Source organism: Methanolobus bombayensis (genome assembly GCF_017873415.1).
Classification (GTDB): Archaea; Halobacteriota; Methanosarcinia; order Methanosarcinales; family Methanosarcinaceae; genus Methanolobus; species Methanolobus bombayensis.
Genome location: NZ_JAGGKD010000008.1, coordinates 71,419 through 95,557, shown reverse-complemented (window position 1 = coordinate 95,557; position 24,139 = coordinate 71,419). Strand labels below are relative to the sequence as shown.

The 24,139-nt window shown below is 40.6% G+C and carries 22 protein-coding genes and 1 pseudogene; 6 read left to right on the top strand and 17 right to left on the bottom strand.

Annotated features, from left to right (window positions below):
• From J2746_RS10685 to J2746_RS10605, 17 genes and pseudogenes are all read right to left on the bottom strand, one after another.
• A pseudogene (locus tag J2746_RS10685) lies at positions 1 to 797 on the bottom strand (hypothetical protein); the annotation flags it as partial.
• A 142-nt stretch (positions 798 to 939) separates the two neighbouring features.
• The gene (locus tag J2746_RS10680) at positions 940 to 7,209 is read right to left on the bottom strand and encodes a cobaltochelatase subunit CobN (protein WP_209620431.1); all 6,270 of its coding nucleotides are present in this window, start codon (positions 7,207 to 7,209) and stop codon (positions 940 to 942) included.
• A 112-nt stretch (positions 7,210 to 7,321) separates the two neighbouring features.
• Positions 7,322 to 7,696: a DUF2149 domain-containing protein gene (locus J2746_RS10675; RefSeq protein ID WP_209620428.1), complete on the bottom strand. Its 375-nt coding sequence runs from the start codon at positions 7,694 to 7,696 to the stop codon at positions 7,322 to 7,324.
• Positions 7,693 to 8,316, bottom strand: a complete 624-nt coding sequence (locus tag J2746_RS10670; RefSeq protein ID WP_209620426.1) for a MotA/TolQ/ExbB proton channel family protein — start codon at positions 8,314 to 8,316, stop codon at positions 7,693 to 7,695. Before J2746_RS10670 ends, J2746_RS10675 begins: the two co-directional genes overlap by 4 nt.
• Positions 8,317 to 8,318: 2 nt before the next feature.
• Positions 8,319 to 8,993 (bottom strand): DUF2162 domain-containing protein, encoded by a 675-nt coding sequence (locus J2746_RS10665; RefSeq protein ID WP_209620423.1) that lies wholly within the window; start codon positions 8,991 to 8,993, stop codon positions 8,319 to 8,321.
• A 405-nt stretch (positions 8,994 to 9,398) separates the two neighbouring features.
• Positions 9,399 to 9,548 carry a 30S ribosomal protein S27ae gene (locus J2746_RS10660; RefSeq protein WP_209620420.1) on the bottom strand — a complete coding sequence of 50 codons (150 nt, stop codon included), beginning with the start codon at positions 9,546 to 9,548 and terminating at the stop codon, positions 9,399 to 9,401.
• A gap of 2 nt (positions 9,549 to 9,550) precedes the next feature.
• A complete protein-coding gene (locus J2746_RS10655) occupies positions 9,551 to 9,883 on the bottom strand; it encodes a 30S ribosomal protein S24e (protein ID WP_209620417.1) in 333 nt (110 codons plus the stop codon).
• Entirely contained in the window at positions 9,864 to 10,457 is a 594-nt protein-coding gene (locus J2746_RS10650) for a GTP-dependent dephospho-CoA kinase family protein (protein ID WP_209620416.1), read from the bottom strand. The genes J2746_RS10655 and J2746_RS10650 overlap by 20 nt, the downstream gene beginning before the upstream one ends.
• Positions 10,458 to 10,643 carry a transcription elongation factor subunit Spt4 gene (spt4, locus tag J2746_RS10645; protein WP_209620414.1) on the bottom strand — a complete coding sequence of 62 codons (186 nt, stop codon included), beginning with the start codon at positions 10,641 to 10,643 and terminating at the stop codon, positions 10,458 to 10,460.
• Between the two features lie 20 nt (positions 10,644 to 10,663).
• Positions 10,664 to 11,230, bottom strand: a complete 567-nt coding sequence (locus J2746_RS10640) for a DNA-directed RNA polymerase (protein ID WP_209620412.1) — start codon at positions 11,228 to 11,230, stop codon at positions 10,664 to 10,666.
• A gap of 75 nt (positions 11,231 to 11,305) precedes the next feature.
• On the bottom strand, positions 11,306 to 11,674 hold the full coding sequence (locus J2746_RS10635) for a PIN domain-containing protein (protein ID WP_209620410.1): 369 nt from the start codon (positions 11,672 to 11,674) through the stop codon (positions 11,306 to 11,308).
• Positions 11,671 to 12,897 (bottom strand): translation initiation factor IF-2 subunit gamma, encoded by a 1,227-nt coding sequence (locus J2746_RS10630; protein WP_209620408.1) that lies wholly within the window; start codon positions 12,895 to 12,897, stop codon positions 11,671 to 11,673. Before J2746_RS10630 ends, J2746_RS10635 begins: the two co-directional genes overlap by 4 nt.
• Positions 12,898 to 13,135: 238 nt before the next feature.
• Positions 13,136 to 13,891 carry an RAD55 family ATPase gene (locus J2746_RS10625; protein WP_209620406.1) on the bottom strand — a complete coding sequence of 252 codons (756 nt, stop codon included), beginning with the start codon at positions 13,889 to 13,891 and terminating at the stop codon, positions 13,136 to 13,138.
• A gap of 172 nt (positions 13,892 to 14,063) precedes the next feature.
• Positions 14,064 to 15,176, bottom strand: a complete 1,113-nt coding sequence (tnpB, locus tag J2746_RS10620; protein WP_209620404.1) for an IS200/IS605 family element RNA-guided endonuclease TnpB — start codon at positions 15,174 to 15,176, stop codon at positions 14,064 to 14,066.
• A gap of 184 nt (positions 15,177 to 15,360) precedes the next feature.
• Positions 15,361 to 16,518 carry a formate--phosphoribosylaminoimidazolecarboxamide ligase family protein gene (locus J2746_RS10615; RefSeq protein WP_209620401.1) on the bottom strand — a complete coding sequence of 386 codons (1,158 nt, stop codon included), beginning with the start codon at positions 16,516 to 16,518 and terminating at the stop codon, positions 15,361 to 15,363.
• Positions 16,519 to 16,601: 83 nt separating this feature from the next.
• A complete protein-coding gene (locus J2746_RS10610; protein WP_209620398.1) occupies positions 16,602 to 17,207 on the bottom strand; it encodes a stage II sporulation protein M in 606 nt (201 codons plus the stop codon).
• 3 nt (positions 17,208 to 17,210) lie between these two features.
• Complete coding sequence (locus tag J2746_RS10605; RefSeq protein WP_245250102.1) at positions 17,211 to 18,059, bottom strand: DUF63 family protein; 849 nt, start codon at positions 18,057 to 18,059, stop codon at positions 17,211 to 17,213.
• 236 nt (positions 18,060 to 18,295) lie between these two features.
• Here J2746_RS10605 and J2746_RS10600 point away from each other — a divergent pair, with 236 nt between their 5' ends.
• From J2746_RS10600 to cfbC, 6 genes are all read left to right on the top strand, one after another.
• Positions 18,296 to 19,330, top strand: coding sequence for an NAD(P)-dependent glycerol-1-phosphate dehydrogenase (locus J2746_RS10600; protein ID WP_209620451.1), 1,035 nt, complete (start codon positions 18,296 to 18,298; stop codon positions 19,328 to 19,330).
• 43 nt (positions 19,331 to 19,373) lie between these two features.
• Positions 19,374 to 19,820, top strand: coding sequence for a UPF0179 family protein (locus J2746_RS10595; RefSeq protein WP_209620395.1), 447 nt, complete (start codon positions 19,374 to 19,376; stop codon positions 19,818 to 19,820).
• 101 nt (positions 19,821 to 19,921) lie between these two features.
• Complete coding sequence (locus tag J2746_RS10590; RefSeq protein ID WP_209620394.1) at positions 19,922 to 20,545, top strand: DUF2150 family protein; 624 nt, start codon at positions 19,922 to 19,924, stop codon at positions 20,543 to 20,545.
• A 136-nt stretch (positions 20,546 to 20,681) separates the two neighbouring features.
• A complete protein-coding gene (gene cfbE / locus J2746_RS10585; protein WP_209620391.1) occupies positions 20,682 to 22,058 on the top strand; it encodes a coenzyme F430 synthase in 1,377 nt (458 codons plus the stop codon).
• 158 nt (positions 22,059 to 22,216) lie between these two features.
• Positions 22,217 to 23,347: a Ni-sirohydrochlorin a,c-diamide reductive cyclase catalytic subunit gene (gene cfbD / locus J2746_RS10580; protein WP_209620388.1), complete on the top strand. Its 1,131-nt coding sequence runs from the start codon at positions 22,217 to 22,219 to the stop codon at positions 23,345 to 23,347.
• Complete coding sequence (gene cfbC / locus J2746_RS10575; RefSeq protein ID WP_209620448.1) at positions 23,344 to 24,138, top strand: Ni-sirohydrochlorin a,c-diamide reductive cyclase ATP-dependent reductase subunit; 795 nt, start codon at positions 23,344 to 23,346, stop codon at positions 24,136 to 24,138. The genes cfbD and cfbC overlap by 4 nt, the downstream gene beginning before the upstream one ends.
• Position 24,139: the final 1 nt, after the last annotated feature.

Below are 24,139 nucleotides of genomic sequence, written 5' to 3'. Positions count from 1 at the left end.
TCCTGTGCAGACTTGAAACTATCATTTATGGTACCGTTATAGGCGTTGAATGTCTTGCTGCCCATCATATCACAGAAGATGACATCCTGTGTTTCAAGGAAACCACTCTCAGCAGACATCAGCAACTCCTGACTTGCACCATAGGTTGAGTTACCGTATTCAATAAAAGTGTATTCGATCATGTCACTTTCATCGGAAGACTGCATTGCAAGCTCAAAAGCCTCGTTCTCAGAATACGCATCAGAATATGCTATGTAAGTAATCCTCTTTTTCATTGTGAGGTACATCAGAAAGTTTTCAGCATTCTCGATTCCTTCCTCTGTAGTGTCGATTGCCTGATAGTATGTACAGATTGGATCAGGATAGGCAGCGCCTGAGATGATATAATCGAAGTAGGATGGAGTACTGCTAGTACGGATACTGTAAAGTTCAGCCCCATTATCCTGTGCAGACTTGAAACTATCATTTATGGTACCGTTATAGGCGTTGAATGTCTTGCTGCCCATCATATCACAGAAGATGACATCCTGTGTTTCAAGGAAACCACTCTCTGCAGCCATCAGCAACTCCTGACTTGCACCATAGGTTGAATTTCCATATTCAATAAAAGTGTATTCGATAAGATCACTGTGATCACAGCTCTGACTTGCAATCTCCAGTGCCTCGTTCTCAGAATAAGCATCAGAATATGCTATGTAAGTGATCTTTGTTTTCTGTTCAGAACCTGCAGCAACACCTGTTAGTGCTACCATTAACAATATACTTAATACTAATATCGATTTCATTTTTGTTTGCATGTTATCCCCCGATAACGTGTTGTGACACTCCCATTTTTTGCTTGGCGGCTTTCTGGGAGTGTCTAAATATTTCTCGTTCTATACTCTGTTCATTATTTCGTAAATGTAAAAAAAGGCGTAAAAATACGCCTAATTGTTGTCTTTAGAATTTTCTTCTCCTCCAGAATCCCATATAAATAGCTCCAACAGTTCCCAGCACGAATACTGATGCAAGAATATCAGAACTTGAGAATGTCGGAGTGTTCGCACTATTGGCATCATTTACCGTCTCTTGTGTCATCTCATAGCCTTCAACATAGCTGTCCTGGGTTGACCTTGATGAATCATCAACAGGTTTTGCAGAATTTACCCCGGCTCCTCCGGATTCAGACATCGTAGTCTGGTTAGATGTACCACTAGCCATGGCTCTCTGGACTGAGTTTAGAGAGTCATCTGTTGTTTTTAATGAACTGGAATCAGCCTGTTGCTGTTGCACAAAGTTGTCCTGAAGAGTTGCTTCGTACATCAATTCATTGTATTGTCTCTGCACTTCCGGATTGATTCCTGCCACCTGCATCTGTCCTTGTACAAATTCAGCAAGCTGCATATTACCACAAGTGTGATGACAGCATGTAACACCGTTATTTACAACTGATTCGACATAGTCCTTCACAAGGTTCTGAATCACCTCATCAGAGACATCCCAGTAATCTTTTCTTGCAGATTCCAGCATCCTTGCGGCCATGGATTGTTTGGCCCATGGGTTTTCCTGATCGAACCATTCATCCAGACCAAGGTCATATTTATCCTGGACGTAGACATCATAGAATTCATTCCACATATCATCCGTTACTTCGTCAGGAAGCATCACCGTCAGTCCCCAGAAATCCTCAAGCATCCTGTCAAGCTCACCAGCACCTGTGTAACCGTGGCCCATCATACCTTTGATATATTCCGGATTCCAGTACTGTGAACGCAGTTCTCGTGAAAGATACTTCCCAAGGGTCTCGGTAACAGCCAGATTAGGATCCTTCAAGTTAACAATAAACATTTCAGGTGTATATCCGGATATGTTTCTCACAGCCATACCGAATCCTCCGAAGAATTCATATGTGTGATCAAAAATTACACTGCTGCTTCCCCTTCCGGAATTACCGCTTCGGCTAAACAGGACTGCTTCTGTATTTGCAAGAACATTCCTGAAAATTTCAGTATTCTTCAATGCCCATATATTATCACCGTATGCGTACCCAAGAGAGTCGATATAGAGATTTGCAAGTTTCTCTTCATCGTCCCAGCTGCCACTGGCATCTACAGCGTTAGTTAGCCCGCCGACTCCCCAGCTTCCGTCATCCGGACCGAAAAGCCTGCACATGGAAAGTTCTCTGGCTTCTGCAGGACCATAGTTGCCTGTATCCATAAGAGCATCGTATATTTGGTCAGAATGATCTTTGACAAAGTTCTCATATGAAGAACTCTCTTCCCGGGCGGCCAGCCTCACAGCCCTGTCCATGAGTTGTACCTGCCATTTCCAGTTGTCACGGTACACACCTGTCATGGTGACCACAACATCTATTCTGGGCCTGCCAAGAATTTCTTCATCAATAATTTCGACATCCTCTACCTTGCCGGATGAACCCCATACAGGCTTGACTCCCAGCAGGTACATAATTTCAGATTCCATTACACCCTTGTGTCTCATGGATTCTGAGGACCAGAGAACAAAACCTACCTTTTCAGGATACTTACCATCATTGTTTTCCTTCCATTCTTCAAGGAACTCTTCAGCAAGCTCTTTACCCATTTCCCAGGATTCCTTTGTTGGAACAATATTCGGGTTGAATGCGTAGAAATTCTTTCCTGTAGGTAATACCTCATCGGGACTTCTGGTTGGGTCGTCTCCAAGTGCCGGTGTTATGTATTTACCATCCAATGCATTGATCATGCTTTCCAGTTCTGCATCCGTAGACTCATGAATACCATCGGAATATTCTATTGCATTGTAAAGGTCCTCTACAACTGTAAGCTGGTCATCTGACATGCGTCTGATCAAAACAACATTACAATTCGCTGCAAAATTCAGGCTTTCATCCAGACAAACCCCGGAAACTTCACCAAGAAGAGAGTTAAGAGCTGCTCCTGCATTGTTATCTTTGTTCATACCAAAGTCTATATTGAAACTGACCGATCCGGCTGAACTGATCTCAATATGTTCGGTTTTAAGATACCAGTTTCCACTACTGCTACGATACAACGCTGTAATGTCATATTCTCCCTCGGGTATTCCTGTAAATGAGTAGTTGTACGCTGAATCAGATAATTGAACATCTATAACATCATCATCCTGCTGGAGTATGACAGTTACATTGTCTTTAAAAATAGGATATCCCATTGGTGAATAATAGGTCTGCCCATAAATCTCTCCAGGACCCGATAGCTCTACTGATGGATTTGCCTCCAGAAGATCAAGAACATACTCCAATTCAGGGTTTGCTGTTCCTGTCATATTCTTTATGAGATTCAACTGGACTCCGGAAATAACCTCACCATTTTCGACTGTGATGTATTCTTTTCCTGTAAGCCACCCGTCATTTTCCTCTTTCAGCGCATAGACAGCATATTTTCCATCTTTAACAGTTGATAGCCCATATTCGCCCACTACACTACTTGTGGTGTTTGCATAATACTGGCCGGAAGAATAGTCGATATTGAAATTTTCAATAACAACATCCATTGGGTCCGTTCCATTTACAAGAACATCTGCCAGTAATTCATCAAGAACATTGGGTGAATGTGCCGGACTCAGTTCGTCAGGATCTTTACAAAGCCCGGTTGCATTGACATGCTCTCTGAAATCATTACCAAGCATTGACTTGACCATTGCAATAAGTCCCTCGGCACTCATATCTTCACCGAGAATGTGAAGACCATAAGGCATGTAGGAATCTGCTATCTCATGTAAATAGTCATGCACAGGACCATAAAGTATGAAATTGTCAAATGATTCATTGTCCATTGCATACAAATCTTCTGAAGAGTTACCAAGCTCTTGTTCGAGATTCAGGTCTTCGTAATAAGATATTATGGAGTCCTTGTACTTTAGTTTCAGAGAACCTTCTGCCTCTTCATAATTATGCATTGTATCATGAAGCAGAGTAAAGTTACCGTAAAGGCCGGAATTAACAATAGGAGCTGTAAGATGGTCTACCATTACAGCATTGCCTCTTCTTTTTGCAGTAATACCTTCTCCTATGCCACCAACATCATAGAGATAAACCACTGGTATATCCTGTATAAGGATAGCAGGCCAGCACTCTTTGACTGAAAGACCTACACCTTTACCTTCAAGCCATTCCTGCGTACCGTGACGTCCGAAGTGAACAATGGCATCTGTACCGTATCCTTCATCTTCAACTTCTTCGTTCAGCCAGAGATAAAATGCAATGTAATTATGTGATGGCGGAACTGACTGATTATGATACAACATGCTGTCATCGTTGGATAGACCCCTTGTGGGCTGTGGTGCAATAAGCACATTACCAACCTCTATCTTCGGAAAAACGAAGTATTGTCCTGATTCATTTTCATAAACCATTCCTTCCCCCGGAGCTTCACCCCAGGTTTCAATTACACTCTGGCTTGCATCAGGTTCCAGTTCAGCGAACCACTCGAGATAGGTTCCAACAGGAAGAAGTTCAACTTCATAGTTTTCGACCATCTTTTCCAGTTCCCCAGGAGCCCATGTTCCTATGTTTCGTCCCTGCTGAAGAACAAGTTCAGTGAACTCGGACCTGTTAAGCTGCATTCCATCCAGATTATAACCGCTTTCGTTCATGGCAGTCAAAAAGTTCGGAATACTTGGTGCGACATCAAGGTTTGCTGCTACCATAGCTTCCTGCTTTCCATGATTGTAATAGATAATTGCAACTTTCTTATCCTTATTTTCAATGCGTTGAAGATCCATCCATCGAACAGTACGGTCCACCAGCCATTCCATCTGATAGTCAATGGGCTGGAAAGTCCAGGCATCCATTTCTTCGTTGTATACTTTTCCACCAATAACAATGGATTCGATCTCACCACCAATCTCCATGATAGGGATCTGATACTGGAATCTGCCATCCTGACCACTCACAGATTCTTCCCATTCTTCAACAGTTCCCTGATACTGGATACCGTTTATTACCGGAACATTCATTTCCTGCAGAGCCTCTGTGTGGAATACGGAAGATGACATGCTTGAAACTCCCATTCCAATATCAATGAATGCATCTGCTTTCCATTCATCATCAGCCTGGAAATACAATTCAGCGTCTTCCATTTCATATATGGTTCCCGGCCGGAATGCAGGAATGACATTTATTCCCCTGGATTCCAGTTCTGTTATCAGCCCTTCGGTAACACCATCACACATATCACCATCATGGCTTGCAAAGAAAGTTATTCCTACAGTATAGTTTTCAGGGTTGTACACATGGTGTGTTCCAGCATCATCCGAATACCATTCAAGATATGACTCAAGATTTTCAAAAATCTCATATCCGGCATCAGGATGAACAATTCCATTCGTTGGAGTCATAGACGGTTCTTCTATTCTGACGGAACCATCGTATTCTTCGAAAGTTCTGGAAAGATCGACTACTGACAAGTAGGTTATCAGACGGACAATGTTGTTGTCATATTGTTCCATCCAGTAATCTTCAAGATACGGATGTTCCGTATGGTTAACATAATTTATGTTATCAAAATCTTCCAGATCATAATTGTGATCGTAAACAAAAGTTCCCGGATTAGTCTCATTTATCATTTCATGTACCTGGGACCTGAGATTCGCACCGAGGAAACTCATTCCACCTTTCCATGTGATAAAAACAGTGTCATACTTGCTCATTGTGATGTTTTCATCAAAAGGTGTGTACAGAATTTCCACGTTGTTCTCACGCCCACTGCCATAGACATCCACCCAGTCATCCATACCCATATCTTCTACAGCCTTCTTTACCATGAATGTCTCTTCATCTCCAATAACAAGGAAAAGTATTTGTTGAGTCCTGTTATCTTCCGGCAGATTACTTGTAATAAGATGGATGCGTCTTTCAACATCACTTCCTTGCGAATTACTTGCTTTGAGTTTCACATTGAAGAAACCGACACTATCATATGTATGAACAGGATTCTGCTCTGTTGAATTTGTCCCGTCACCAAAGTCCCAGTACCATGAAGTTGCATTCTCTGACATATCATTGAATTGCACTGTTAAAGGACAATCTCCGTTAGTAGTATCAACTGAAAAGTTGGCAAACGGAGGATACAGACTGGATTTTTCTTTAAGCAGGAAAACCATCGTGTCGTTGATAACACTGTTACTGTATTTTCCTTTCTTGAATGTAGTACCTGAAATATCACTTATTTCCAGTAAGTAGAGAACTGAATCTGTATCTACAGATGTATCTTTGCTGCTGATAATAGGATTTATTGACACATCATCATTGTTAATCTCTACATAGCTTGTATTGGTGTACCATACATGTTTTGTACTCATTGAAGAATACAGGTTATTGAGTGAGGCAAGAGTATAATTCCCTTGTGGGATCTCACTGAAGCTGAAGTGCCCATTCACATCACTAGTTGTATTAGCAATTAATTCTCCTCTCTCGTTCATCAAAATAAGAGTGGTGTTGTCAATTACAGTATTGGTAGTTCTTCCTTTCTTAAAAGTCGTGCCTGAAATATTATTTTTAATAGTTAAACCGAGAACTGAATCTATATTTACTGATGTATCCTTGCCGCTAATAACAGGGTTTACAGAAACATCAGATCCTGAGACCAAAACCTGACTTGTGTTGGTATACCAAACAAAGGTTTTACTCATTGCAGAATAAAGATTATTCAGAGAAGCAAGACTGTAAACTCCATTTGGAACTTCATGGAAACTGAAATTTCCATTTTCATCGCTTATTGTACTGGCAACTAATTCTCCTGTCTGACTCATCAAAACAAGAGTAGTATTGCTTATAATAGTGTTAGTGCTTCTTCCCTTTTTGAAAGTCAGACCTGATATTTTATTTCTATCAAGTAATGCAAGAACTGAATCAACATCTACCGAAGTATCAAGTCTACTTATGAGAGGATCTATTAGATGGTCAGAACCTTCTATTTCCAGAGTACTGGTATTCGTATACCAGGTATAACTTTTAGTCATTGGAGAATACAGATTATTTATGGAAATAACTGTGTATTCACCATTCGGAACATCTGTGAAAACAAAATTACCGTCCACGTCACTCGTAGTATTGGCAACGAGTTCCATGTTGTCATAACTTCCAGCCGATACTACTGTTGTTAATAATGCAAACAACAGCATACATCCTATAAATGTTAGTATTTTCACTAAACTTGTATTATTCATACCAATTGATTCTTTTTCGATCACATCGACCACCATCTAGTATGTCCGATTTGTTTTGCGCACACCACTCATATAACACATAAACAAATATAATTGGATTTAAAACAACTATACTTGATTAATCGTAAGAAAAAAATTAACCTGAAGTCGTATTACCTCCTTCTTCGTCTTCAGGTACGTAAACAACCCTTCCGTCAGCTAGTTTGTAGGCAGTTCCCAGAGCTTCACCCTGGCCGCCACCGATCTGGTCGGTCATGTTCAGGACTTCAAGGGGTTTGCCTTCTTCCTTTATGATAATCTGCATATCTTTCTGACCGGGGTTTTTCACAAGAGTTATGTCCTCCGTAGGATTGAGAAGCTCAGGCATCTGGTAGGACATAACAAGTGCTACAAGTAATGCAACTGAGAAAACCATGGCAATATCAAAAAGGTTGGCAACCCCGGTTAAGGGGTTCTGTTCATCCTCATTGTTTATGAGTCCGGTTCGCCTGTACCTTCTCCTCCCTTTCACTCTCCAACCTCCAGCGTGTCAAGGATATAATCGATGTCAGCCATGTCCTGCCAATACCATCTTTTTCTGACCTGGGTAAGAACATAACCGATGCTTCCTGCGAAAAGACCGATAACGGTTGTAGCAAAAGCAATCATAAGATTGTTTGCAAGCTGCTCGATGTTACCCTGGGAAAGACCGATAAGTGCAGGACCCAGTGGGATAAGTGTACCCATAAGACCAAGCATTGGTGAGATCGTTGCAACGATCCTTGTCTGTTCCAGCCTTTTGGCCATCCTGATCTCGTATTCCTGGGAAAGCCATTCAATGGCTGGTAACATGTTCTTTTCCAGATGGCCGGCCGCAGATTCTGCAAAGCTCATGACCATGAAGTTCTGTTTTAGATTTCGAAGTGAACCTGCTGCTTTTCCAAATTCCTGAGAACTTATATGTTCCCCTACATCATTGCAGCAAAGTTCAAGGTTTTCAATATCTCTATGTCTTTTTGCATACTCTGAAAGGAATTCCCCTATCAGCATCAAAGAAAATACCACCAGTAATATGAGAATAATAATTACCGGGTACAGCAATGAAGCTGAAAACGTGTATAAAATACCAAACAACGTAGAAGTAGCATCCATTTTTATTGACCTCTTATGCTATTAAGTGCATAGCCTCCAATTATGAATAATGATAATATCAACAGAGGAACTATCTCAAGCTCTCCACCAGTGTTCAATGCCATGCTGAGTTTCTTTGCTTTAATGTAAGCAGGAACTATCATTGCTCCGAGCAGGTAGAAAAGTCCGAGGAACATCATTGCAGTTCCAAGATCCTCAGGAGTTCTTTTCATTTTCCTGAAGACAAATGTTGATGATATTACTGAAATGAAGAATACAAGTCCTACAATAACCCCAACCTTCCAACCGCTTATTTCAAGGGTTGAGGCAAGTATCATACATGATACGAAAAGAGCTGTAAGACATACCGGACAGGGAACTGATATTACAAGAAAGGTCTTTTTAGAGACATCGAGACCACAATTCCATTTTTTCTGTGTGTAGATTCCTGCACCAATAAGAACCAGTGCTATAAACACGTGCAAAGTCATTCCAAGATCTGCAATGCTTTCCAGATATGACTGGTCAACCATTTCAACTAAGCTACCAAGTATTATGGAAATAAGGAAATAACCGCCTGCGAGTACCAGTACTTCTTTTTTCTTTACCGTTGAAAAGCCACATCCAACTCCTGTCTTTAATCCGAATATGAAGATTCCTATAAGTATGCCGGTTACGGCAGCATATACATAGCTCATTGTATCCCCCTATGATCAGGTATTATGTATCAACAAATAACTAATTATCATATATTATTCAATAAATCACATATTTAATTCATTCATGCAAGTTATGATTTGATTTATTTATATTTGTTTAAACACTAATATATGCAAACATGGTACCTCCTATTAAACCTTTCGGATTATATTTGTATAAAATACGCATCAGAAGCTGCAAGAATTTACGAGGTGTCCACTAATAATGTATAAATTTAATAAAATAAATTCATACTAATTATTTAAATGAAAAGATTAAATAAGAACAAAAAATGATGATCTTTTAAAATATGAGAAGAAAACCATTATATCCCAAGCTTACAGCTAACAGATATTTACTGTTAAAAGAAAAAAGACAACCCAATGGGTTGTATAAAAATGAGATTATTTCTTGAACTCTGTGTATCCACACTTACCACATGAACGTCTGTCCTTGTGTTCTGCAAGGAAAACTCCCTCACCACAGCGTGGGCAGGACTGGTGCGTGCGCTCAATGGAATCGCCATTTACTTTATAGAAGTCTTTTACTGCCATAATTATTCCTCTACAGCTTCTTCTGCGGCTTCCTCTTCCTCTTCTACCACTTCTGGCTCAGGGAGCTTGTTCCTTTCAAGAACGTATGATTCCTCAACCTGCTTCATGCGGGCTTCGTCTTCATAGATCTTTACGTATACTTCAAGTTCCTGTTTACCAAACTCGTTCTTGATCTTCTGTATGATCACAAGTTCCAGTGGTACATTAAGCATAGCTGCAAGTTTTGATCTTACATCGTTTCTTGATGGTGTTGCACCATCGTATGTAACTATGAGGTTTAATTCACGCCTGTTAAGAAGCGCATTATTTTTGTCTTTAATGATTTTGATATCCATTCAGTTTCCTCCGAATAGTCTCTAATTCGTGATTACTACAGGCCTGTGAGTCGAGAATCTCTGTCAACAGGTCCTTCATTTGTTCCTTCTTATCTGATGTTATCTTGACAAGTACAACACCTTCATCCGGCTGTCCGTAAAGAACAGCTGAACCTTCTGGTGCCATTAGTATTGCAGGTACAGCCGCAAGGTCCTCCTCGCCGCGCACAAATATCCTGACATGTTCATCTGTTTTCAACGCATTTCCTACAGCGTCTATCAGATCTTCGGTTATGACCCCTGCTGGATTGTCAACGGATATTTCGGTGAACCCTTTATGCTTGGTACCCACCACGACCCGATCTGATGCCGGACCGCGTTTTGTACGGTCATCCACTACCAGGATGTCCGGAATAATTTCATGATTGAGCAAGTGGAAGGTAGTAACATCACCCACGGATATAAGTTTTGTGGGACTGCCAAGGTCTACGGAAAGTTTTTCAATTGTATCGTCCCCCTTACCTCTGTAAAGGCACCCAAAAATTTCCCGAAAACGCGGGCGTAGTGTCTCTGGCAAAGTAAGCTGAAGGCCCAATTAGCGCACCTTCAATGCATACTTGTCCGCTACTTTCACATCGATTTTCTTTGCAATTTCAGAGCGCTCCGGATCAATAATAATAACCATACCACTCCAGTCAGCACTGAGATTGCTTGAACCGCAAATAGGACATGTCTGGCCGTTGATGATCCTGTGGCATTCCCTGCAAACCTGTTCACTCATCTAATGCACTCCGGTATATCTTACTCTTCTTTCTCGGCGGATGGCTTTCTTGCCTCTTCCAGCCACTCGAACCTACCCAGGGAATGCTGACGCATTGTAAGTCCAATCTTACTTTCCCGTGGTTCTCTCTCATTGATGCTCACAGCAACGATACGTGCCCTGACCTTGTCACCCTCTGAAAGAGATCTTCCGCCATTCTTACTGACAAGTCTGCCATTCTTCCCATCGTATGACATGAAATCATCAGTTACCTGACTTACGTGAAGAAGTCCATCCATTGCTCCGATACTTACAAAAGCACCAAAATCAACGGTCTCCACAACTTCTCCCTCGATTACTTCCTGGATTGTTGGCACGAATACAATTGCCTCAAAAACAACATCATAGTAAACTGCACCGTCACCTACAAGGATATGGCCTTCACCAACTTCATTGATCTGGGTGATAGCAACAATAGCACCAATTTCCTTGTCTATCCTACCCTCGAGTTTATGCTTCAGAGCATTATTGACATTTTGATTAACATCCTTGCCTAAAAGATCGGGCGCAACACGAATAGTATCGGCAAGCTTCATCTTTTTATACATATGACAAACTCCAATAATCCTGTATAGTATAATTATATAACAACTTATATGATTTTAAAGTGATCTATGATCGACCTATGATACAATTTCAAGCCTGTTCCTTTGCCTCAGACAGATCACCGGAATATTCATTTCTTCCAGCCTCTTTCTAAGCCCTGCATCATTTGTCAGTACAGCCGCTTGAATATCAGTAGCCAGTTCAAGAATAACGTCATCAGCATGTCCATCTGCACAAATGGTTTCGCACCTCTGAGCCATTGACTTTGCAACTTTTGCCGCAATCCTGTCCTGTCCTTTTAGATTTTTGATCAGGTTGTCCAGTTCAGTGATAACAGCTGTAGGGACAAGGTAAATATCAAACCCAAGTCTCCTTAGCTCTTCAAAAATATCAACATTGAACTGAACAGGTATCATCAATGCGTTAGTATCAATAATTACCTTCAATCCTTGATAACTCCTACACCGATAAGTCTCCAGCGTGAGCCCACACGTCTGCTTATCGCTACCATGGAATCTCCTTCCGCACAGACCGGTCTCTTCAACTTAACCTCGGCAATATTCTTACGGGCACTTGTAACAACACCGACAGTAGTTGCAGTACCTACATTCAACATCAGTGGTTCACTGGTCTTTATAGCTCCGATCTCTTCTTCATCGGAAACTCCTACTACTCTTTCCAGCAAATGAAGCTCAAGTTTGAGATCATCACGTGTTGGTGGCAGGGTTCCGGGAAGGCCTGCAACCTGGCCTGTCAGAGAATCACTCTTGGTAAGTGTCGGATCAAGAGTAGTACCAACTGCAAGAAGTCCACCAGGCGTTGCTTCCTCAACATTGTCCTTTCCTGCAACGATCTTTGAGACTTTGGTAACAATAGGTTCCCATCTGGTCATTCCATCGCTTTCAACCTTTCTGCCCGGCTTGACCTCAAGTTCTTCTCCGGAATGCAATACACCTTCTGTCAGTGTACCACCAATTACACCACCTGTGATTCCTTTAATTGGTGTTCCCGGCTTGTTGATATCAAATGACCTTGCAATAAGCATGTGAGGTGGTTTATCCATTTTATGATCTGGTGTCGGGATCATCTCCTCCATTGTCATAATAAGAGCATCAACATTTATGTTCTGCTGTGCGGATATTGGCACAATAGGAGCATTTTCAGCAACTGTACCTTTCACGAATTCCTTAATCTGATGGTAATGCTCAATGACCTTCTCTTTTGGTACGAGGTCAATTTTGTTCTGCACGATAACAATGTTCTCGATTCCGATAATATTCAGTGCCATCAGGTGTTCCTTTGTCTGTGGCTGCGGACATTCTTCATTTGCCGCAATAACAAGAATAGCACCGTCCATAATAGCTGCACCGGACAACATAGTAGCCATCAGTGTTTCGTGGCCCGGAGCATCTACAAATGAAACTGTCCTGAGCTCTTCGGATGGTTCGCCACATTCTGGGCATTTCTTCTCTACTGTATAACACTGAGGTTCCGGACAATTCGGACACTTCCTGAAAGTAGTGTCCGCATAGCCCAGTCTGATAGATATTCCACGCTTCATCTCTTCGCTGTGTGTATCTGTCCATGTTCCTGACAGTGCGCTGACAAGTGTGGTTTTTCCGTGGTCGACATGTCCTACCATGCCGATATTAACACAAGGTTGACTCAATTTTTGATTTCCCTCCCGGTTGGGCAATATTCTAAAAGCGTAATAAGTTCAAGTATAAGTTTTAACGGTTTACATGTTTAGATTTGTGGTCTATCATTCGATTAATCATATTTAAATGATTTCGAACAAACCAGAAAATGCAAATACCTGTTGGTATCGCAAACCATGCCTTATTCTTTTAATAAGGTATATAATTAACTGTAAGAAGGAGTTAAAAATAAGAACGCTGATCCCATATTTAAATTATTGAACTTACAGCATCATTTACAATCTCATCCCTCTGGAAGATCTTCTCTATATTAATGCCCTGTTTGCTTATCTTAAAATTAAGAGGTTCAAGGGAAAGATAAGTGCATCGCATCTTTGGAATATACATTTGTCTCATTCCCCTGCCTGTTACGCTATCCTTAATAACACTCATTTCAATGTTACCAAAAGAAGTATGCTGCGCGATTGCAAGTTTCTCCCCGCTTTCTTCCTGTCCAATCAAAAAGAGAGTGGTACATTTCTTGTCAAAAAGGATATCATTTATAGTAAAGAACTTGTCAGCAAACTCTTCCATGTTATGATAGAGAGAAAGCATATCCAGATTGTCGATCACTACAACTTCCACGTCATCAGGAATATCCTGTACACTCTGAACACAGTCCTTTTCCAGAAATCCGATTCCTGTACCATGTCTTGCAGCATTGTAGATCTTGTTTGTTCTTGTCTCAAAAGATTTGGTAATCTCCAGGGTTCCTTTTTCTATGCATGAAGTGAAATCTATACCTATACTCAAAGCCTGCTCAAGAAAACTTTCTACATTGACCTGAGTAAGCATAAGTACACACTTCTTTCCATCCAGACATGATCTGTGGAGAAAATGCGTTGCAAGAATACTTTTTCCTGACCCTGGCGGGCCACTCACAAGAATACCCTGTTGTGCAGGATAACCGCCTTCGAGTATTTCGTCCAGTTCTTTGATTCCCGTAGGAACTCTGTCGATCTGCATGTTAATTGTATTATGCAGCCAATTATATAAAAAGACTATTATTGCACAGGAGATATGATATTAGTGAGATCAGATTAAGTGAACTACACCACGCTTACGCATGGTGCTTCTTGCTTCATTCTTTTCTCTTTTGAGAACAAGTCCACAAGCTCTTCCCGTAGTTCCTACGGTGCTAAATACCTATTAAGTTCTGCTTATCTAAAGCAAACTTTTTGATATTAATAGCGGCATTAATATCTCTGTCGTGATTGGTTTTACAATCAGGACATTGCCATTTTCTATCTGCAAGTGTTAACTTTCCGTTGTGGTAGCCACAAACATTACAGATTTTTGTACTTGGCTCGAATCTTCCGATACGGAGGATGATTTTTCCGTACCATTCGGCTTTATATTCGAGTTTTTTTACGAAAGAACTCCATGATGCATCTGCTATACTTTGTGCAAGACAGTGGTTTTTCAACATACCGCTAACATTCAAAGTTTCCAATGCTACCGCTTGATTCTCGCTTATGAGCTTAGAGGATAACTTATGTTGAAAATCATTTCTTTGATTGTTTATTTTTTCATGGAGTTTTGCTACTGCTAATTTTGCCCTTTGTCTATTAGCTGAACCTTTTTTCTTTTTGGAAAATCTTTTCTGCAAAACTTTCATTCTTTTCATCGAGTTTTTAAGATATTTCGGATTATCAATTTTCTCACCAATTGAAGTAATGGCAAAGTCTTTGATTCCAACATCAACACCAACCGTTGTATCAATATTAAATGATTTATTTACAGGATTTTCTTTTTCATCATCGATGAGAATACTAATATAGTATTTTCCAGTAGATATTCTACTTACTGTTGCTGTTTTCTCTTTACCTTCATATCTACGATGTAGTTTCGCATTTATCCATCCAATCTTAGGTAATTTAATTTTATTATTTTCAAAATCTATTTTATAGTGTTGAGGAACAGAAAATGATTGAACTGGATTTTTCTTTGATTTAAATTTAGGAAAACCTTTCTTTTCCCTGAAAAATTTTGTAAAAGCATTATCGAGATTGAGAGTAGCACCCTGTAATGATTGAGAATTAATATCCTTCAACCATTCGTGTTCTATTTTCAATTCAGGTATCATTTTGTTCAATGCAAACCTTGATATTGATTTACCTTCTGCTTCATATGATTTTATCTTATTTTCCAAAGCCCAATTATAGATGAATCTACTAGCACCAATATGTTGTGATAATATTTCTTCATGTTTTTTATTCGGATACAATCTATATTTGTAGGCTTTCAACATACACTTTATCTTATGTCTTTAACGTTATTAATAACTTATGTTAAAAAGATGATACTTTTTCATTATTACGCATTCATCTCCTAGCTTACGCAAGGAGTCTTCTGCTAATTAAGAAAAAAGAGATCCGGCCAATAAGCCGGAAATCCATCAGATAAAAACCTGATGAAGTTTTGAAAATAGAAATTTATGTGATGATCTTATCAAGCTGATCGGTCTCAATTGCTCTTCTGATCTCAAAGGCAACACGGCGACCTGTGCTCATTGGTTTTCTCCATGTGGTATTTCCATATGGATGACCAACTGACATGTGAACATTTGTTCCACCACCAACACGTGGTGCTACATCATATATATAGAAGTTAAGGTCTTTGTCAACACAGGTCTGCAGACAGAACGGACCGATTACTCCTGGGTCATAATGTTTCTTTGCGGCCTTTATGTATTTCTCGGAAAGCTCGAAGACCTTCTCAAGAAGTGATTCTCTAAGTGTTGCAGAGTTGTGACCGCAAACAGTGTATTCAGGTGTAAGCTGATGTTCTGCAAGTGTTATCTGCTGTGGTGCAGGAAGACGTACGTGTCCGTCCAGACTTGTCTCAAAGCGCCAGTCGATACCAAGGATCTCAAGTTTATTCATTTCAGTTTCGATTGGTGAGTAGAACATATCAAAATTGAAAACCGGACCAATGACATAGCGTTCGATCCTTGCGTTATCAAGTGCATCCTGTGTGATAACACCCTGTTTGAGCAGTGACTGTGCTTTCTCCTGATATTCCTCGTAAGTTCCTGCTGTGAAGAAACCTCTTTCCAGTTTCTTAACTGCGTGAGGAAGCTTTACCATTACAAGTTCATCGATGTCCTGCGGATCATTGATCCTTTCAGGGAATGGCAATCCTGCTTTCTCAAGGAGCCAGTAATAATCCTGGTCCATACCTCTCTCTTCACTGCGGAGCATGTTCCTGCTTCCTACAAGAGGTACTTTAAAGTCATTCTCTACTTCATCGATACCACAGTATGATGTGAATGAACGGTTAGGAATGAAAAGAACGTTCTCTTCTACGAGCTTTTTCTGGACATCTGCACTTGTAGTTTCGCTGAACTTGTTAAGCATTATGTGCTCATCCACAATTCCACGGACAACGTTACCATTGCTATCTCTCTGTGACTTGAAATAATCCGTATAGGTTTTTTCACGGCCCTGCTGGCAAACAGCAAAGGTCCTGAAATCTTCTTCAATTGCACCGTCAAAGACATCAAGTGCTGAGTGTGACGCCACTGCACCGATCTTGACCTTATCTAAATCATAATCTTCAATGATCTCTGAGATCTCGTTTCTGTCAATCATTATTTACCCTCGATTTTGCCCAGACATTGTATTTACTATTAATAAACCTGTTTACGTCTGTAGTATATAAAAATAATTTAAGTTCAAACCCCGCTTACAATATAGATAATAACAGGTGTTACAAATGTCTCTATTAATGCTGCCAGGAATATGAGAGGGAGCAACCAGTGAAGATAAAATTTAATCCCCCTGATTATTTCAGTTTTTAGATCAACGGGTTGCGAACGAAGTGCCTGCAATGCAACGTATCCTATTTTCATCCCCACAGCAGAGGAGATGATAAGCATGGGAACCTCAATAATTCCATGAGGGGTAAGGCCGGCAATCACAAAAAGAGCTCCGCTTTCAACACTCTGATAATGTGCAAAAATACCGATTACAAATCCGTTCAACACAAGAAAACCCAGGGGAATTATACCAAGGGCAACTCCCAGAAGAACCGAGAAGAACATTTTCACAGCATTGTTCACAAAGATAAGCAACATTATTTCAACGGCAGAAAGACCCTGGAGCATTTCTGCGAGTTCTTCCAGTCCTCCAAGCGAGTTCAATGCATAAGACGGATTGGTAGCATAATACGCATAACCTGTAATTGCTGATAATAAAAACATCACAAGGCTAAAAATTATAAAAGGTTTTAGCTCACTGATATATGTCCTGAATATCTCTTTTACATTTTCATCGTGCATTGATCAGACTCCAAATGCCATTCTGATAGTGTTCCTGCATGCTGGTGATAATCCAAGTACTATGATTACCAGTTTAAGGAATGTCTTTAATGTATCTGATTCCTCATCCTCATCAAAATGATTATCCAGTATATATAACACCGGAATGAATATAAATAGTTTTAAAGGATACATCACAAAAGCAGTTCCTGTAAGCTCGATCAGATATGAAGGAACTACATGTTTTTCATAGTATCCCAGAAAATCAATTCCTGCAATCGTAGAGGATGCATCCATCAGGTGAACCCATAGAATAGCCATGTTAACCTTGCTTTTGAGAAGATCGAAACCGATATGGTCAAATATTGCCTTTAGCAAGATAAGTATCAGACTGGACGCACCCAATACAAAGACCGGAACCCATGGAAGCGTCAGATCTTCAAGATAGAATAATAATGAAAGGTTCAGGACAAACCAGGCAAGTCCGAATCCTGCAAACATTTTTCTGTAGTCACCCGTTCCTTTTAACCTGACTATCCATCTGGAAAGTACAAGGAAGAATACTGTGATGAGAAATACCACAAAGTAAATGTTTGGAGTTATGAGAAGATAACTAAGAGGATGAGTAAGGAAACCCGTATCCTCCAGAACCCTCATTGATGAGCCTGCAAGGATAAATGGAACCACAGATATTGTAAATCTGTCATCTATCTCGATATCCAGTTTTTTCAATAGCTTCACAACGCCGAAAATACAGATTCCCAGCACGATTGCCCATGTGATAGTATTAACGATATTGTAGCCACTATCATGTAATATGGGGTCTATATAATATTCGTTAATGAATTGGGTAACTTTATCTATGAATGGCATTATAATCACAGCAGTAACATAATATAGGAATATCCTAATACGATTAACATTTAATAGTTTATGGGAAATGCAGAGGGTATCAAAAGAATTTTACTGCTTCAAGGGCAGGTCATCTGAGACCTTTACTCATTTGATATGATTTATTACCCCTATACCGATTTCCACATACAAAAAACAAACTATCCAGTTTCTGGCAGGTATATTAAGTGATTCCCACACAAGGCAAAAAAAAATGGATGCAGCTACCAAGAGATGTTGTTGTCGGTCCTGATGTCATCTATGATCTAAAGGATATCTGTAATGACCTGAAACTTAATGAAGGGGCTTTTATTGTCACGGGATACAACACTAAAAAGATAGCCGGAGATATTGTATACAATATACTCAATGACTGTGATTATAATCCGGCAATTGCTTCTTCAAAAGAAGCTTCCATGACAGAGGTCAATAAGGTTGTTACCCAGGCAAAGGAAGCAAACTCCAGATATTTGATAGGTGTTGGAAGTGGTAAATCCATTGATGTGGCAAAACTTGCAGCCACACAACTGGATCTGCCTTTTATAAGTGTTCCAACAGCTGCATCGCATGATGGCATTGTATCTTCAAGGGCTTCAATACACGACAAAGGAAAAAAATCATCCATAGAGGTTAATACCCCAATTGCTGTGGTGGCAGATACCAGCATCATAGCAAAGGCACCTTACCGTTTGCTCGCTGCAGGATGCGGAGATATTATTTCAAATTATACAGCAGTTCTTGACTGGGAACTGGCTCACAGACTGAGAAATGAATCATTCAGCGAGTATGCCGCAGCTCTTTCCAGAATGACAGCGCAGATTCTCATGGATTGTCCGGAGGATATCAAACCGGAACTGGAAAGTTCAGTCAGGATCGTCGTGAAGGCACTGGTATCCAGTGGGGTTGCCATGAGCATAGCAGGTTCTTCCAGACCTGCGTCAGGTTCCGAGCATATGTTCAGCCATGCACTGGACAAAGTCGCACCAAATTCTGCACTACACGGCGAACAATGTGGCGTGGGAACTATCATGATGATGTACCTGCATGGTGGTGACTGGAAGAAGATAAAAGAATGCCTGGAAATAATCGGAGCACCTACAACTGCCAGTGAGCTGGGAATAGAAGATAAATATATATTAGAGGCGCTTCTTGTTGCACATGAGATACGTCCTGAAAGATATACGATACTTGGTGCGGGTCTGACACCCGAAGCTGCCGAGAAAGTGGCCCGTTTAACAAAAGTTATTTCATGATTATTGGAAAAATATTCAATATATGTTAGATCAAGGTGATTATATGACAAATGATACTACCATTACACTTATTGGCTCAAAGCTTGCAAAAGAAGGCGAAGACTTTGTATTCATGGGTGAGTCCAGGGAATGTAAGAAATGCAAGCTGAGGAAGACATGCCTGAACCTCGATCCCGGCAGAAAGTATCGTGTTGCGAAGATCAGGAATAATACTGTTCATGATTGTTTCATACATGACGATGGAGTACTGACAGTTGAGGTTGAAACTGCTCCGATACTTGCAGCCATTGAATCACGTAAAGCTGTTGTAGGTTCAAAAGTAAGCTATGAACTTCCCAAGTGTAAAGAATTCGATGACAATGTCTATGATATCCTTTTTCCGGAAGGACTTAAGGAAGGCGACAAATGTACTGTCGTGAAAGTGCTCGGTCCAATGGATGACGAAATGGTATCAGGGTGTTCTCTGAAGAAAGTTGAATTAAAACTATAGTTTCATTGCGAACATCTTTTATATAAAAAGGAAATCGTAAGTGTAAGTAAAAATATCAAATTAACTATTTAACTATAATACTATCACATAGAGGTAATTGAATGTCAGGGACGGAAGGTGATGTATTCCATCATGATTTTTATACAGCAGAACGCTGGAATAACTGGGTAAACCAGGTAAAAGAAAGTGATTTCAAGTTCGACGAATCCGATGAGCCACAGGGAAAGGAAGGTGCTATCTTCGTAAATATGGAAGATGATATCATCCTTGCATGTCTGAAGATCATAGCAAAGTGTGAAAATGGCCAGATAAACCCGGAAACTGCAATGCAGTATATTGGTGATATAAGGGATATTGCACTTGCTGAGATCGATCCCATATCAGATGATGCAGATATGATGATACTCTCACTCCAGACTTCCCTTATGGGCAGCTTTGCAGCATGTGAAGCATATCTGAGTGGAAATTACGATGAAAATGCTGATGTAGGGGACCTTATAAAGGTAGCTCTTGAAGCTGAAGCTTCAGAAGATATCGAAATAGCACTTGGCACTGTAGCGGAAATTGGTGCTCTGGTCATTAGCGGAAAGGAACTTCCTGACAAAGCAATGGAAGATGTCCCATTTGGTCTTGTTGCGGAATGGCTCGATGGAATTGATTCCATAGCAGCTGCAATGGTAGGTTCTGACAGTTACAAGGATGATGAAGAAGACGATGAGATGTAAGGGAAATTAATCCCATTCTCATTTCTGACCTCACATTCCTGATCTATCCTAAAAACAGTCTTTTTTTCTAATTCTGATATTTACCATGTCGTCTAAACATGATTATATGAATATTTCCCTGATTAGCTTTCAGGACATGTCAGAAATTATTGTTCTTGACCTTACACACGCCGGAATTGTCATTGCCACAAAACTTTCAGAGCTTGGATTTTCGGTAACCGCTGTGGATGTTTACGGAACTGTTGATGAAAAAGTTCTGTTGGAAATGGAAGAAATTCACGGAATAAAGACATCAAAGAAGCCTGTGCAGATTGATAAGCATGACATTGTAATAAGTCCTGCACATCTTGACCCTGAATACCCTGTACTTGCAGAAGCAAGGGATAAAGAAGTCAGGATAATTACTCATCATCAGGCAGTTGGAAATATATTATCCATGATGAACTGGCCTGGAAAAGGAACAATTATTGAGATCACTGGTTCAAAAGCTAAAACAAGTTCTGCGTCACTTCTGGCTGAAATGCTTTCACAAAAGATGAAAGTCGTACTGCATACATCCAGAGGTCTGGAACTCTGGGTAAATGGACATGCAAGAGTACTAAATCTGGGACTTAGCATTGCCCCTGGAAGCATACTGCTTGCAGTTGACAAACTGACCGAACTTGATGTTATAGCGGATTGCTGCATATTTGAGGTTTCCATCGGCCTGACAGGTTTTGCAGATATAGGAATTATTACCACACTGGAACCTGACTACGGAATAGCTGCATCTACATCAAATGCCAGTGATGCGAAAATAAGGGTTTTATCCTATGCTAAACCGCAAGAGGTCTTTTTCCTTAATGTAAAAGACAGAAAAGCTCAGGATATGGCAAAAGAATACGGAAAGACATTTTTCACATTTGGAGATTCTGAATATTCCGGTGCTGATCACAATAATGCAGATGTAGTTGCTGATATTGAAAACAAAAATGTCATTTTCAAACATCAAGATGGAACCTTCTCATCCGGGTTGTCTGAAAATTATAACTCAAAGTCATATTCAACAGCTTTTGCAGTATCAGCTGCAGTTGCTTTGAATATGGGAATTCCTGAACAGGACATCATTGAAGTTATTGGTTCTTTTGAAGGACTTCAGGGAAGGATGCAGGAAAAAGAACTCTCTGGCAGAATACTCATTGATAATTCCAACTCGGGAATGGATATTAGATCAGCAGAGCGTTCACTGGACTATGCTCTTAACAGAATTGAAGAGGAGAATTCATGCATAATTATGGTGCTGGGTGAAGAAGCTGAACAGGTATGCGAAGGACTTCCACCGGAACAGGTCTCTGAGTTTGTGATGAGACGAAGCGATGAACTTTCAGGACTAATACTTGTTGGAGAAAGGATGCAGAATATTGGAAATGGAAGATTCATTTATGCCGGTGGACTTGAAGAAGGAATGGAAATAGCTACAGCAATTGCATCTGAAAAAGACATAATTCTATCATGTGTTAAATGCTTCAGATGAGAGTCATCCATTCTTAGTTCAATCACTATGATTAGTCCTTTTATACAATAAAGATATAGATAGTGCAGAAAAACTGACTTGTAATAAGTATACTATTTATTACGAAATTACAAAATTATAATAATCTACCAGAATCAACCAAGTTTATCGGGATAAATATGGCTGAAAAAGATATTTCTATAATACACCCACGGCCCAGTTCTATTGTGGCTGCTTTATACACACTTCGTGACCTGAATGTAGATGTTGCAATACTCCACGGTCCGCCAGGTTGCTCATTCAAACATGCAAGACTGCTTGAGGAAGATGGAATTCATGTTGTAACAACAGCCCTTGATGAGAACGGTTTTGTTTTCGGAGGGCGTGAGGAACTGTCAACTCTGCTCTGCAAGGTCAATGAGATGTTCAATCCAAAGCTTATCGGCGTTGTCGGAACCTGTGCCAGTATGATCATTGGTGAGGAACTCAGCGAACCTGTACAGGATGCAAATCTTGATGTACCGGTGATAGGCGTGGAAGTACATGCAGGATACCCAAACAACACCAAAGGTGTCCTAATTGCACTGGAATCCGCATGTGATGCCGGTGTTATTGACGATGAGGAACTTGAGAGGCAGAAAGTCTTGCTTGAGGAAGCAACCAATGTTGAGAAACGCCATGGTGCAGCAAGTAAGGAATACCTTGTTCCATCCCGCGGTGACCTGAAGTACAAGGTTGCTGAAAAGGTGATCAATTATCTGAAAGAAGGCAAGAAATGTCTTACCATCATGAATGCCAAGAAGGAAACGGGTTACATGTTTGCAGACATCACCGTTGCCATCAACGAAGTAGCTGAACAGCTTGGTGTTTCTGACAATGTGATAAACATGGCAAATGTGGATGATACTCTTGGCCTGCCACGTGTTCGTCACCACGCAACAAGCATCATGAATGATTTCAGGGAAAAAGGAATTGAGATCCATGAAATAATCGGCGGCATGGACGAGTATCCAATAACTGGTGAAAAGGTCAGCGAGCTTATAGCCGAAAAGTACAACGATTTTGACTTTGCTGTAATTACCGGTGTGCCACATGCCATACCAATGGATAATCTTCAGAACATGGATGTTATTTCCGTAACAAACGGCCCAAGGCAGGTATACCCACTCAAGGACATGGGTCACTCAAATGTTATTGTGGAAATTGACCTGCATCCGAAAACACTTGGCGTAAGCAACATCGTTGAATCCGAATTCGGTGCAACAATGCGTGAACTTACAAAGGATATGCAAGACGCGGAGGAAGCCTGATGGAACAGAAAAGAATAGCTATCTATGGTAAAGGCGGGATTGGAAAATCCAGCACTGCTTCCAATGTTGCAGCAGCCTGTGCAGACGAAGGTTACAAAGTTATGATCATCGGATGTGATCCGAAGAGTGATTCATCCATTACACTTCTTGGAGGCAAGAGGATACAAACGATCCTTGATCTGCTGAGGCAGAAGATCGATGTCAAGGAAGAAGATATCGTCCATGAAGGTTACAAAGGAGTAAAATGCGTGGAAGTCGGTGGGCCGGAGCCTGGAATCGGCTGTGCAGGACGCGGAATCATCGTTGCCATACAGAGATTAAGAAAGGTATGCAAGTCCATTGATGATATGGATCTCATTATTTACGATGTGCCGGGAGATATCGTATGTGGTGGTTTCGTTGCACCAATACGCAAAGGGCTTGTTAATGAAGCCTATATTCTGACGTCCGGTGAATACATGCCACTTTATGCTGCAAACAATATCTGTAAAGGACTTGCCAAGATCGATACCCCGCTTTCCGGCATAATCTGCAATTCCAGAAGTGTCACAAGAGAAGAAGAGATTGTTAAGAAGTTCTCAGAAGAGATAGGTAGCAAGCTAATGGCCTTCATTCCAAAGGAACAGATAGTCCAGGACTGTGAAAGGGATGGATTCTCTGTCCTTGAAAAAGCCCCGGATTCATCAGTTGCAGGTGTCTATCGCGAGCTTGCACATGCTATTATGTCCAACGACAGTTCCGTATTACCTTCATCACTTGAAGATGAAAGACTTCGTGAGCTTACACGTTAAG